Annotated in this window: 1 protein-coding gene; it reads left to right on the top strand. The window is 71.2% G+C overall.

What is annotated here, in order from left to right:
- Positions 1 to 19 precede the first annotated feature (19 nt).
- Positions 20 to 14278: a type I polyketide synthase gene (locus tag ACZ6TD_RS05040; protein ID WP_471351093.1), complete on the top strand. Its 14259-nt coding sequence runs from the start codon at positions 20 to 22 to the stop codon at positions 14276 to 14278.
- Positions 14279 to 14288 lie beyond the last annotated feature (10 nt).

Raw genomic sequence — 14288 nt, 5'->3', positions numbered from 1 at the left:
TGGAAGTGTGGAGATACTGATGGCTACGTCCTCCGAAAGAGTCGTCGAGGCGCTGCGTGCTTCTTTGCGGGAGAACGACCGCCTTAAGCTGCAGAACCAGCGCCTGGTCGCGGCATCGAAAGAGCCCATCGCCATTGTCGGCATGAGTTGCCGCTTCCCCGGAGGTGTGCGCACCCCGGAGCAACTGTGGCGGCTGGTCGCGGATGCCGTCGACGCCATCTCCGGGTTCCCGGCGGACAGGGGCTGGGACACCGAGGCGCTGTACCACCCGGACCCGGACAACCCGGGGACGAGTTACACCCGAGAAGGCGGCTTCATCTACGAGGCCGACCAGTTCGACCCGCAGTTCTTCGGTATGTCTCCCCGTGAGGCTGCGGCGACCGACCCGCAGCAGCGATTGGTCCTGGAAGCGTCGTGGGAGGTGATCGAGCGAACCGGGATCGACCCGCTGTCTCTGCACGGCAGGCCGGTCGGGGTTTTCGTGGGCACGAACGGCCAGGACTACGCGAGTCATGTCTATGAGGTAGGGGGTGAGCTCGACGGCTACCTGACGAATAGTTCGGCCAGTGTGGTGTCGGGCCGCATCTCGTACACCCTCGGTCTCGAGGGGCCCGCGGTGACGGTGGACACGGCGTGTTCGTCGTCGCTGGTGGCGTTGCATCTGGCGGTGCAGGCGCTGCGCCAGGGTGAGTGTGAACTGGCGCTGGCCGGTGGTGTGTCGGTGATGTCGTCGCCGGGCACCTTCGTGGAGTTCAGCCGGCAGCGTGGGCTGGCGCCGGATGGCCGGTGCAAGCCGTTCGCGGACGGGGCGGACGGCACGGGCTGGGGCGAGGGTGTGGGCATGCTGCTGGTGGAGCGGCTGTCGGACGCGCGGCGCAACGGCCACAAGGTGCTGGCCGTCGTCCGGGGCTCGGCGGTGAACCAGGACGGTGCGTCGAACGGCATGACCGCGCCCAATGGCCCCGCGCAGCAGCGGGTGATCCGGCAGGCGCTGGCCAGTGCGGGGCTGTCGGCCGCCGAGGTGGACGCGGTGGAGGCGCACGGCACGGGTACGAAGTTGGGTGACCCGATCGAGGCGCAGGCGCTGCTCGCGACATACGGCCAGGAGAGGCCCGAGGGCCGGCCGCTGTTGCTGGGGGCCATCAAGTCGAATATTGGTCATACGCAGGCCGCGGCGGGTGTGGCTGGTGTGATCAAGATGGTGATGGCGATGCGGCACGGCGTCCTGCCGAAGGTGCTGCATGTGGACGAGCCGTCGCGGCAGGTGGACTGGTCGGCGGGTGAGGTGCGGCTGCTGACGGAGGCCACCGCGTGGCCGGAGACGGGGCATCCGCGCCGGGCCGGTGTGTCGTCGTTCGGTGTGAGCGGCACCAACGCGCACACCATCATCGAGCACGCCCCGGAAGCCGACCGTGATGGACAGCCTGAGGCGGTGGACCCCAAGGCGGGCGAGGGCAAGCGGCCCGCTGTCCTGCCATGGCTGGTGTCCGGCAAGAGCCCGGAGGCGCTCGCCGCCCAGGCGGGTCAGCTCCACGCCCACCTGAGCGCTCACTCAGAGCTGGACGTGGCGGATGTCGGCTTCTCCCTGGCCACGACCCGTTCGGCTTTCCAGCATCGCGCGGCCCTGGTCGCCGGGGACCGAGACGAATTCCTCCGCGCCCTGGAGGCCCTGACCAACGGCGAGAGTTCCGCTCAGGTCGTTCAGGGCGTAGTACGGAGCGAGGACACGCTCGCGTTCCTGTTCTCGGGTCAGGGTGCGCAGCGTCTTGGCATGGGGCGGGAGCTGTACGAGACGTTCCCGGTGTTCGCTGACGCGTGGGACGAGGTGTGCGCGCATCTGGATGGTCTGCTGGACCGTCCGTTGCGGGAGGTGGTGTTCGCGGCGGAGGGGAGCGCGGATGCGGAGTTGCTGGATCAGACGGCGTTCACGCAGCCGGCGCTGTTCGCGGTCGAGGTGGCGTTGTTCCGGTTGCTGGAGCACTGGGGTGTGACCCCGGATGTGGTGATCGGTCACTCCATCGGTGAGATCGCGGCCGCGCATGTGGCGGGTGTGTTCTCGCTGGATGACGCGTGCGCGCTGGTGGCGGCTCGTGGCCGGTTGATGCAGGCGCTGCCCGAGGGCGGCGCGATGGTGGCCGTCGAGGCGTCGGAGGAGGAGATCGCTCCGTCGCTGGCCGGTCGTGAGGCCGAGGTGAGCATCGCCGCGGTCAACGGTCCGACCGCCGTGGTCATCGCGGGCGATGAGGCGGCGGTGTTGGAGATCGCCGGGCAGTGGGCGGAGCGGGGCCGCAAGACGCGCCGTCTGCGGGTCAGCCACGCGTTCCACTCGCCCCGCATGGACGCCATGCTGGACGACTTCTGCAAGGTGGTCGAAGGGCTCTCGTTCGCCCCGCCCTCCATCGATCTGGTCTCCAATGTGACCGGCGGGGTGGCCTCGGACTCCGAGGTGTGTTCGCCGGAGTACTGGGTGCGGCACGTGCGGGAGGCCGTGCGCTTCCTGGACGGAGTGCGGGCACTCGAGGGCCAGGGCGTGACCACCTTCCTGGAGGTGGGTCCCGACGGCGTGCTCTCGGCGATGGCGCAGGACTGCCTGACACAACAAGCCGAGCCCGCCTCGGCGCCCGTGATCGTGCCGGTGCTGCGCAAGGACCGCTCCGAGGTCGCGGCCCTGACCACGGCGCTGGCCCGGCTACATGTCCACGGGTCCGCTGTCGACTGGACGTCGGCCTTCGACGGCCTCGGGGCCCGCAGGGTCGACCTGCCGACCTACGCCTTCCAGCGCCGCCGCTACTGGATCGAGAAGTCCACCGACGCGGCCGGTGCCGATGCGGGCATCCGGCACGAGGTGGATGCGCGGTTCTGGCAGGCCGTGGAGCGGGAGGACCTCGAATCGCTCGCGAGGACGCTGGACTTCGACGACCAGGCGTCACTGGGCGCGGTGCTGCCCGCGCTGTCGGCGTACTGGCGCAGCAGCCGCGACCAGTCGACGATCGACGGCTGGCGTTACCGGGTGGCGTGGAAGCCGGTTCCGGACGTGGCCGAGGGGTCGCTGTCGGGGACGTGGCTGGTGGCGGTTCCGGCGTCCCGTGCCGGGGGCGAGCTGGTCTCGGGGGTTGTCGCAGGGCTCGAGCGGCATGGTGCGGGTGTGGTGTCGCTCGCCCTGGACGAGCGGGACCTGGACGGAGACGCGCTGGCGGGGCGGCTGCGTGAGGTGGCCGGGCAGGCGCCCGAGCTGGCCGGTGTCCTGTCGCTGCTCGCGCTGGACGAGGAGCCGAGCTCGGGGTATCCGGCGCTGTCGAGCGGCTATGCGCTGAGCTTGGTGCTGGCGCAGGCGATGGTTGAGGCGGATGTTCCGGCTCGGTTGTGGTGCGGTACGCGGGGCGCGGTGTCGGTGGGGCGCTGGGATCGGCTCACCGGGGCGGTGCAGTCGCAGGTGTGGGGTCTGGGGCGGGTCGTGGCGCTGGAGCACTCCGCGGTGTGGGGTGGTCTGGTGGATCTGCCCGAGTCGCTGGATGAGCGCGGTGCGGCGCGGCTGGCCGGTGTGCTGTCCGCCGGGGACGGCGAGGACCAGGTCGCGGTGCGTGGCTCGGGGGTGTTCGCCAGGCGCCTGGAGAGGGCTGACGCGGGTGAGGGCGCGGAGCGGCCGTGGCGGGCGCGTGGCACGGTGCTGGTGACCGGCGGCACCGGCGCGCTGGGCGGCCGGGTGGCCGGTTGGCTGGCGCGTAGCGGTGCCGAGCACCTGGTGCTGACCAGCCGTCGCGGCCTTGACGCGCCGGGCGCTACCGAACTGCGCGAGGAGCTCGAGGCGCTGGGCGCGCGGGTGACCGTGGTGGCGTGTGATGTGACGGACCGGGACGCGCTGGCCGCTGTCCTGGCTGCCGTTCCGGAGGAGCTTCCGCTCAGTGCGGTGTTCCATGCGGCGGGCGTTGAGCAGACGGCCGAGCTTCGGGGAATGAGTCTGGCGGACGCGGCGGCGGTGGTGTCCGGGAAGGCCGCGGGGGCCGCGTGCCTGGATGAGCTGCTGGGCGACCGTGAGCTGGACGCGTTCGTGGTCTTCTCGTCGATCGCCGGTGTGTGGGGCAGCGGTGGCCAGGCCGCGTACAGCGCCGCCAACGCGTATCTGGACGCGCTGGTGGAGGACCGCCGTGCCCGGGGTCTCGCCGGTACCGCCGTGGCCTGGGGCCCCTGGGCCGAGGGCGGTATGGCGGCCGCCGAGGGGGTGGAAAGGGAACTCGCCCGTCGTGGCCTGCTCGCCATGGATCCGGCCTTGGCCCTTGCCGCCTTGCGGGGCGCGATCGCGGGTGACGACGGCGTGGTGACGGTCGCGGACATGGACTGGGAGCGGTTCGCCCCCTCGTTCACCCTGGGGCGACCGAGCCCGTTGATCGGTGACCTCCCCGAGGTCGCGAAGATCCTCGAGGCCGTGAGTGCGTCCGGCGGGGCAAATGCTTCGGCGGGCCTGCGGGAGCGGTTGTCGGGGCTGACCGAGGCGGAGATCGACCGGGCCCTGCTCGACCTGGTGCGTGGTCATGTGGCCGCGGTCCTCGGGTTCTCCGGTGGCGAGGTGGTCGAGGCCGATCGTGCGTTCAAGGAGCTGGGTTTCGACTCGCTGACGGCGGTGGAGTTCCGCAACCGGCTGAACGCGGAGACGGGGCTGGTGCTTCCGGCGACGCTGGTCTTCGACTACCCGAGCGCCACGGTGCTGGCCGACCATCTGCGTGCCGAGGTGCTGGGGACGCGGGGCGCGGTGGCCGCGCCGTCTGCGGTGGCGGCCCCGGTCGACGACGACCCGATCGCGATCGTCGGGATGAGCTGCCGCTTCCCCGGCGGGGTACACAGCCCGGAGGACCTGTGGAACCTCGTGGCCGGCGGGGGCGACGCGATCTCCGACTTCCCGTCCAACCGCGGGTGGGACGTGGAGGGGATGTACGACCCGGACCCCGAGCGCTCGGGCACGTTCTACTCGCGCGAGGGCGGTTTCCTGCACGAGGCGGGCGAGTTCGACGCCGCGTTCTTCGGGATCTCGCCGCGTGAGGCGCTCGCGATGGATCCGCAGCAGCGGTTGCTGCTGGAGACCTCGTGGGAGGCGTTCGAGCGTGCCGGTATCGCTCCCACGTCCGTGCGCGGCAACCAGATCGGCGTGTTCGTGGGGGCCGCCACCTCGGGTTACGGGGTCGGTCGCAGCGAGCTGGCCGAGGAGCTGGAAGGACAACTGCTGACCGGAAACGCGACATCGGTCGTGTCCGGTCGGATCTCCTACACCTTGGGTCTTGAGGGACCCGCGATGACGGTGGATTCGGCGTGTTCCTCGTCGCTGGTCGCCCTGCACCAGGCCGCGCAGGCGCTGCGTCAGGGCGAGTGCGACATGGCGCTCGCCGGTGGTGTGACCGTGCTGGCCACGCCGGCGGCCTTCGTGGAGTTCAGCCGTCAGCGTGGGCTCGCCCCCGACGGCCGGTGCAAGCCGTTCGCGGACGCGGCGGACGGCACGGGCTGGTCCGAGGGTGTGGGCATGCTGCTCGTGGAACGACTGTCCGACGCCGAGCGCAACGGCCACCAGGTGCTGGCGATCGTGCGCGGCTCGGCGGTGAACCAGGACGGTGCGAGCAACGGTCTGACGGCGCCGAACGGTCCGTCGCAGCAGCGGGTCATCCGGCAGGCACTGGCGAACGCTCGCCTGTCGGCCGCCGAGGTGGACGTGGTCGAGGCCCACGGCACCGGCACCAGGCTCGGTGACCCGATCGAGGCGCAGGCGCTGCTCGCCACCTACGGCCAGGAGCGGCCGGAGGGCCGCCCGCTGTTGCTGGGCGCGCTGAAGTCGAACATCGGCCATACGCAGGCCGCCGCCGGTGTCGCCGGGATCATCAAGATGGTGATGGCCATGCGGCACGGTGTGTTGCCGCGGACGCTGCATGTGGACGAGCCGTCGCGGCAGGTGGACTGGTCGGCGGGAGAGGCGCGGCTGCTGACGGAGGCCACCGCGTGGCCGGAGACGGGGCAGCCGCGCCGGGCCGGTGTGTCGGCGTTCGGTGTGAGCGGCACCAACGCGCACACCATCATCGAGCAGGGCCCGGTGTACGACGAGGGCGTGCGGGACGAGGCTCCCGCCGCGAACCACGGCGTCCTTCCCTGGGTCCTCTCCGGCCGGAGCCCGGAAGCCCTGGGCGCCCAGGCCGAACGGCTGAGGTCGCATCTGATGGAGCGCACCGAACTGGGCGCGCTGGATGTGGGTTACTCGTTGGTGGCGACGCGCTCGGTTCTCGAACACCGTGCGGTGGTCACGGGCGCGGATCGGGCGGAACTGCTGCGGGGGCTCGAGGCAGTCGCAGCCGGTGACACCGTCCCGGGAGTGGTTCGGTCCGTCGCGCGTACGTCGGGTTCGACGGCGTTCCTGTTCTCGGGTCAGGGCGCGCAGCGTCTGGGCATGGGCCGGGAGTTGTACGAGGCGTTCCCGGTGTTCGCCCGTGCGCTGGACGAGGTGTGCGCGCAGCTGGACGTGGTGCTGGACCGTCCGCTGAAGGATGTGGTGTTCGCGGCGGAGGGGAGCACGGACGCCGAGTTGTTGGACCGGACGGCGTTCACCCAGCCGGCGCTGTTCGCCGTTGAGGTGGCGTTGTTCCGGCTGCTGTCGGCGTGGGGGGTGGCGCCGGATGTGGTGATCGGTCACTCCATCGGTGAGATCGCGGCCGCGCATGTGGCGGGCGTGTTCTCGCTGGAGGACGCGTGCGCCCTGGTGGCCGCTCGTGGCCGTCTGATGCAGGGGCTGCCCGAGGGCGGGGCGATGGTCGCCGTCGAGGCTTCCGAGGAGGAGATCTCCGGCTCGCTGGCCGGTCGTGAGGCCGAGGTGAGCATCGCCGCGGTCAACGGTCCGACCGCCGTGGTCATCGCCGGTGATGAGGCCGTGGCGTTGGAGATCGCCGGGCAGTGGGCGGAGCAGGGGCGTAAGACGCGCCGGCTGCGGGTGAGCCACGCCTTCCACTCGCCGCGCATGGACGCGATGCTGGAGGACTTCCGCAAGGTCGTCGAGGGTCTGTCGTTCGCCCCGCCCTCGATCGCGCTGGTGTCCAACGTGTCGGGTAAGTCGGCGGGTGCGGATGAGGTGTGCTCGCCGGATTACTGGGTGCGGCATGTGCGGGAGGCCGTGCGGTTCGCGGACGGAGTACGAGCACTCGAGGCGCAGGGCGTGACCACCTTCCTGGAGGTGGGCCCGGACGGTGTGCTCTCGGCGATGGCGCGGGAGTGCCTGACGGCGGAGGACGCTTCGGCTTCTGTCGTGGTGCCCGCGCTGCGCAAGGACCGCCCCGAGCCACAGGCGTTGACGACGGCTCTGGCGGAACTGCACGTCCACGGCGGCACCGTCGACTGGAAACAGCTCTTCGCCGGACGCGGTGCGCGGAAGGTCGAGCTGCCCACCTATGCCTTCCAGCGACAGCGCTACTGGCTGGAGGACGAGGGCGGTGCGTCGGGCGGCTCCGCCGCCGACAGCGTGGACGCCCGGTTCTGGGAAGCGGTCGAGCGCGAGGACCTGGAGGCTCTGGCCGAGGCGCTGGACGTCGACGGGGAGGGCTCGCTGAGCGAGCTGCTGCCCGCGCTGTCGTCGTACCGCCGGCAGCAGCGTGACCGGGCCACGGTCGACGGCTGGCGCTACCGCGTCTCCTGGAAGCCGGCCCCGGACATGACCACCGGGTCCCCGTCGGGGACCTGGCTGCTGGTGGTGCCGGCCGGACTGGCGGACAGCGACGTCACCACGTCGATCCGCCATGGATTCGAGAAGCACGGCGCCCGGGTGGTGCCGGTGGCGGTTGCGGCCGACACGGACACCGACGGGCTGGCCCGGGCCCTGCTCGGCGCACTCGACGGTGAGTCCGAGGCCGGCGTGTTGTCGTTGCTCGGCTTGGACGAGGAGCCCCTCATCGAGGAGCCGCTGGTCACGGCGGGACTCGCGCTGACCCTGCGATTGGTGCAGGCCCTGGCGGGGCTGGACATCGAGGTTCGGCTGTGGTGCGCCTCGCGGGGCGCGGTCTCGGTGGGGCGTTCGGACCGGCTCACCAGCCCGGTGCAGGCGGAGGTGTGGGGCCTCGGCCGGGTCGCGGCCCTGGAGCATCCCCGAATGTGGGGTGGACTGGTCGATCTGCCCGAGGTACTCGACGAGCGCGCCGTGGGGCGGCTGGCCGGTGTGCTGTCCGCCGGGGGCGCCGAGGACCAGGCGGCGGTGCGGGGCTCCGGAGTGTTCGTTCCGCGGTTGGTGCGTGTCGCGTCGTCGGGCGGTGGAGCCTGGCGGCCGAGCGGCTCGGTTCTGGTGACCGGCGGTACGGGGGCGTTGGGCGCGCATGTGGCCCGCTGGGTGGTGGCCGAGGGCGCGGAGCACGTCGTCCTCACCAGCCGTCGCGGCCTGGCGGCCGACGGTGCGCCCCAGCTGAAGGCGGAACTCGAGGCCATGGGTGCGCTGGTGACGGTGGTCGCGTGTGATGTCGCGGACCGCGAAGCGCTCACCGAGGTGCTGGCGGGCATCCCCGAGCGGTTCCCCCTGCGCGGGGTGGTGCACGCGGCCGGTGTGCTGGACGACGGTGTACTGGACGGTCTGCCCGTCGACCGGGTCGCCGGGGTGCTCGGTGTGAAGGTGCAGGGCGCCTGGCATCTGCACGAGCTGACGGCAGACCTGGATCTCGACGCGTTTGTGCTGTTCTCGTCGTTCGCCGGCGTCGTGGGTGGCGCCGGCCAAGGGGCTTACGCGGCGGCGAACGCCTACTTGGACGCGCTCGCGGCCCTGCGTCGTGGGGTCGGGCTGGCTGGTACGGCGGTCGCCTGGGGGCCATGGGCTGAGGCCGGTATGGCCGCGGAGGGCCGTGCCGAGGAACGGCTGCGGGGCGGCATGGTGTCCCCGATGGCCCCCTCCCTGGCTGTGGCGGCCCTGCGGTGGGCCGTCGGCCATGATGACGCATCACTCGTCGTCGCGGACGTCGACTGGGAGCGTCTGGCTCCGGGACTGGCCGGGGCCGGCGGCGGTGCTCTGCTCGGTGACATCCCCGAGGTGCGCAAGCACCTGACCACGGTCAACGGCGGTGCCACAACGGAGGCGGCCACATTCGCCGAGACGCTCGTCGGACTCTCGGCGGCCGAGCGGAACCAGGCCGTGCTGGACCTGGTACGAGGCCACGCGGCCGCCGTACTCGGCCACACCTCGGTGGAGGCGGTCGAGCCCGGCCGGGCCTTCCGCGACCTCGGGTTCGACTCCCTCACGGCGGTCGAACTGCGCAACCGGCTGGACCTCGCGACCGGCCTCCGCCTCCCGGCGACGCTGGTCTTCGACTACCCGACTGCCGCCGAACTGGCCGACCACCTGGACGCCGAGGCGTTCGGCACCGCCCAGCCGGCCCTCGACGCCATCGCGCCGAGCGCGGTGGCCGTGGACCACGACCCCATCGCGATCGTGGCGATGAGCTGCCACTTCCCCGGGGACGTCCACACGCCCGAGGACCTGTGGCGGCTGGTTGCCGAGGGCGGCGACGCCATCTCCGAGTTCCCCGCCGACCGCGGCTGGGACCTCGACGGGCTGTACGACCCCGACCCCGAGCGACTCGGCACGTCCTACGCGCGGGAAGGCGGCTTCCTCTACGGAGCCCCGGAGTTCGACGCCAGGTTCTTCGGGATCTCGCCGCGTGAGGCGCTCGCCATGGACCCGCAGCAGCGGCTGCTGCTGGAGACGTCGTGGGAGGCGTTCGAACGGGCCGGTATCGCTCCGGAGTCGCTGAAGGGCACCCGAGCGGGGGTGTTCGTCGGGACGAACGGCCAGGACTACACCGGGCTGTGGGTGGACGCGCAGGGCGACCTCGAAGGCCACTTGGGTACGGGGAGCGCGGCCAGCGTGGTATCGGGCCGCGTCTCCTACACCTTCGGTCTCGAGGGACCCGCGGTGACGGTGGACACCGCGTGTTCGTCGTCGCTGGTGGCGCTGCACATGGCCATGCAGGCACTGCGCCAGGGCGAGTGTGACCTCGCCCTCGCCGGCGGTGTGTCGGTGATGTCGACGCCGGGTGCGTTCGTGGAGTTCAGCCGTCAGCGTGGGCTTGCCCCCGACGGCCGGTGCAAGCCCTTCGCCGAAGCGGCGGACGGCACCGGCTGGTCCGAGGGCGTGGGCATGCTCCTCGTGGAGCGGCTCTCGGACGCGCGGAAGAACGGCCACCCTGTACTGGCCATTGTCCGGGGCTCGGCGATCAACCAGGACGGTGCGTCCAACGGTCTCACGGCGCCCAACGGCCCGTCGCAGCAGCGGGTGATCCGGCAGGCGCTGGCGAGTGCCCGTCTGTCGGCGGCCGACGTGGACGTCGTGGAGGCGCACGGTACGGGCACGACCCTGGGTGACCCGATCGAGGCGCAGGCCCTGCTGGCCACCTACGGCCAGGGGCGGCCCGAGGGGCAGCCGCTGTGGCTGGGTGCCATCAAGTCGAACATCGGACACACCCAGGCCGCCGCCGGTGTCGCCGGGGTCATCAAGATGGTGATGGCGATGCGTGAGGGCGTGTTGCCGGAGATCCTTCACCTGGACGAGCCCTCGCGGGAGGTGGACTGGTCGGCGGGTGCGGTGCGTCCGCTGACGGAGGCCACCGCGTGGCCGGAGACGGGGCGCCCGCGCCGGGCGGGCATCTCCTCGTTCGGGCTGAGCGGGACCAACGCCCACACCATCATCGAGCAGGCTCCGGCAGCCGAGGAGCCCGCTGCTTCGGAGGCCGTGGCCCCCGCCCCCGAGGCGGTCGAGTCGATGGCCGTGGTGCCGTGGCTGGTCTCGGCCAAGAGCCAGGAGGCACTGCGGGCACAGGCCGAGCGGCTTGCCGCGCATGTGGCGGCCCGGGGCGACCTCGGCGTGCTGGACGTGGGGTATTCGCTGGCGTCCCGGTCGGTGTTCGAGCACCGCGCCGTGGTGGTCGGCGAGGACCGGGAGACCCTTCTGCGTGGTCTTGAGTCCGTGGCCGGGCGCGGGATCGCCTCCGGCGTCGTCCAGGGGCAGGCGGTGCCGGGCGGTAAGACGGCGTACCTGTTCTCGGGGCAGGGTGCGCAGCGCCTGGGCATGGGCCGGGAGCTGTACGAGGCGTTCCCGGTGTTCGCCCGCGCTCTGGACGAGGTGTGCGCGTACCTGGACGTGCTGCTCGACCGGCCGCTGAAGGATGTGATGTTCGCGGTCGAGGGCAGTGCGGACGCCGAGTTGCTGGATCAGACGGCGTTCACCCAGCCGGCCCTGTTCGCGGTCGAGGTGGCGCTGTTCCGGTTGCTGGAGCACTGGGGTGTCACCCCGGACGTGCTCATCGGCCACTCGGTGGGCGAGATCGCCGCGGCCCACGTGGCGGGCGTGTTCTCGCTGGAGGACGCGTGCACGCTGATCGCGGCGCGTGGCCGTCTGATGCAGGCGCTGCCCGAGGGCGGCGCCATGGTGGCCATCCAGGCATCCGAGGAGGAGGTCGCCGCCTCACTCGCCGGTCGCGAGCACGAGATGAGCATCGCGGCGGTCAACGGTCCGTCGGCCGTGGTGATCGCGGGCCATACGCAGGCGGTCCAGGAGGTGGCGGACACATGGACGGCGAAGGGGACAAAGACTAGGCGTTTGCGGGTCTCGCATGCGTTTCACTCTTGCCTCATGGACAGTATGTTGGACGCGTTCGGCCACGTGGTCCGTGAGGTCTCTTTTGAACCGCCGACCATGGCGCTGGTGTCCAATGTCACCGGTGGGCTGGTATCGGAGGCGGAGACCTGTTCTCCGGATTATTGGGTTCGGCATGTGCGTGAGGCGGTGCGGTTCGCGGATGGGGTACGTTCGCTTAAGGCGTTGGGTGTGACCAGGTTCCTGGAAGTGGGTCCCGACGGTGTGCTCACCGCGATGGCTCAGGACTGCCTCGCGGAAAGCGCTGAAGACACTTCAGCGGCAATGCTGGTCCCCGCGCTGCGCAAGCAGCGCCCCGAAGCAGGGGCGTTGATGACGGCGCTGGCCGAATTGCATGCGCACGGTGCCGCGGTGAACTGGGAATCGGTATTCTCCGGGCGCGGGGCCGGCAAGGTGGAGTTGCCCACCTACGCGTTCCAGCGCGAGCGGTTCTGGCCGGAGGTTTCCATGGCCGGTGGCGGCCGGGATGCCGGTTCGACCGCCGCGGATTCGGTGGACGCGCGGTTCTGGGAAGCGGTCGAGCGCGAGGATCTCGAAGCGCTTGCCGAGGCCCTCGACGTCGATGGCAACGCACCGCTGAGCGCGGTGCTGCCCGCGCTGTCCGCGTATCACCGGAGCAACCGCGAGCAGTCCACGATTGACGGCTGGCGTTATCGGGTGTCCTGGAAGCCGGTTCCGGACGTGACCGGCGGGTCGTTGTCGGGGACGTGGCTGGTGGTGGTTCCGGCCTCCCGTGCCGGGGACGAGCTGGTGGCCAAGGTCGCCTCCGGGCTTGAGCGGCACGGCGCGGGTGTGGTGTCGCTGGTGGTGGATGAGCGGCACCTGGACGCCGGGGTGTTGGGGGAGCGGCTGCGTGAGGTGGTCGCCGATGCGCCCGCGCTCGGTGGTGTGTTGTCGCTGCTCGCTCTGGACGAGGAGCCCTGCCCGGAGTACCCCGCGCTGTCCGGCGGCTTCGCTTCCACGTTGACGTTGGCACAGGCGTTGGTGGAGGTGGGTGCCGAGGTGCCGCTGTGGTGTGGTTCGCGGGGCGCCGTGTCGGTGGGGCGTTCGGATCGACTCACTGGTGTGGCGCAGTCGCAGGTGTGGGGTCTGGGCCGGGTCGTGGGGCTGGAGCACTCGGCGGTGTGGGGTGGTCTGGTGGATCTGCCCGAGGTGCTGGACGAGCGTGCGGTGGGCCGGTTGGTCGGTGTGCTGTCCGCCGAGGGCGATGAGGACCAGGTCGCCGTGCGCGGTTCGGGGGTGTTCGTCCGGCGTCTGGTGCGGGCTGAAGCTGGGGTTGGTGAGGGTACGGAGCGGTCGTGGCGGGTCGGCGGTTCGGTGCTGGTGACCGGTGGTACCGGTGCGCTGGGTGCTCGGATCGCGCGGTGGGTGGTGGGTCAGGGTGCCGAGCACGTGGTGCTGACCAGCCGTCGTGGGCTTGACGCGCCGGGCGCGTCCGAGCTGTGCGAGGAGCTCGAAGCCCTGGGCGCGCGGGTGACCGTGGCGGCCTGCGATGTGGCCGACCGTGAGCAACTGGCCGCGGTGCTGGACGCCGTCCCGGAAGAGTTCCCGCTGAGGGCGGTCTTCCATGCGGCGGGTGTGGAGCAGGCCGCCGAGCTGGCGGGGATGAGCTTGGCGGACGCCGCCTCGGTGGTGTCGGGGAAGGCCGCCGGTGCCGGCCATCTGGACGCCTTGCTGGGCGATCGTGAGCTGGACGCGTTCGTGGTGTTCTCCTCGATCGCGGGTGTGTGGGGCAGTGGTGGCCAGGCCGCGTACGGTGCGGCCAATGCCTATCTGGACGCGTTGGTGGAGGACCGGCGTGCCCGGGGTCTTGCCGGTACCGCGGTGGCCTGGGGTCCCTGGGCCGAGGGTGGCATGGTGGGCGGAGACGAGGGCGAGCAGCTCGCTCGCCGCGGTCTGCTCACGATGGCGCCGGGTCTGGCGATCGCCGCGCTGCAGGGAGCGGTCGCGGGTGACGACGGTGTGGTGACGGTCGCCGATGTGGACTGGGAGCGATTCGCCCCCGCGTTCACCATCGGGCGGCCCAGCCCGCTCCTCGGCGAACTGCCCGAGGTCGTATCGGCCCTGGAGCAGGCCCGTGCCGCCGAGGAGGGCCACGCGGAGGGCGGATCAGGGCTGAGGGAACGGCTTCTCGCGCTGGCTCCGGGCGAGCGGGAGCGCGCCGTGCTCGACCTGGTACGCGGTCATGTGGCCGCGGTTCTCGGATTCTCCGGTACGGAGGGCGTGGAACCCGACCGCGCCTTCAAGGAATTGGGATTCGACTCGCTCACGGCGGTAGAATTCCGAAACCGGTTGAACGCGGACACGGGTCTGCGGCTGCCCACCACCCTGGTCTTCGACTATCCCAACGCAAGGGCTCTCGCGGAACACATACGAGCGGGCGTCCTCCCCGATGAAGGGACATCCGCCACTCCGCTGATCGCGGATCTGGAAAAACTCGAGGCATCACTCTCCACGGCTGAGCCGGACAACGCCGAGCGAATGGCCATCGCATCCCGACTCCAGGTGCTCCTTGCCAAACTGAATGGCGGCGAGGGCGGGGCGACAGACGCTGAGAGCATTACGCAGCGGCTTGACGACGCGTCGGACGACGATCTCTTCGATTTCATCGAAAATGAGCTCAGCTAAATGTGAACGC

It is taken from the genome of Streptomyces yongxingensis (assembly GCF_055597465.1).
The sequence above is the reverse complement of the archived record's forward strand: the minus strand, read 5'-3'. Positions and strand labels throughout refer to the sequence as shown.

What these genes read in the sequence shown, in the direction of transcription:
- ACZ6TD_RS05040 (WP_471351093.1), top strand. Translation starts at nt 20, where the DNA reads ATGGCTACGTCCTCCGAAAGAGTCGTCGAGGCGCTGCGTGCTTCTTTG.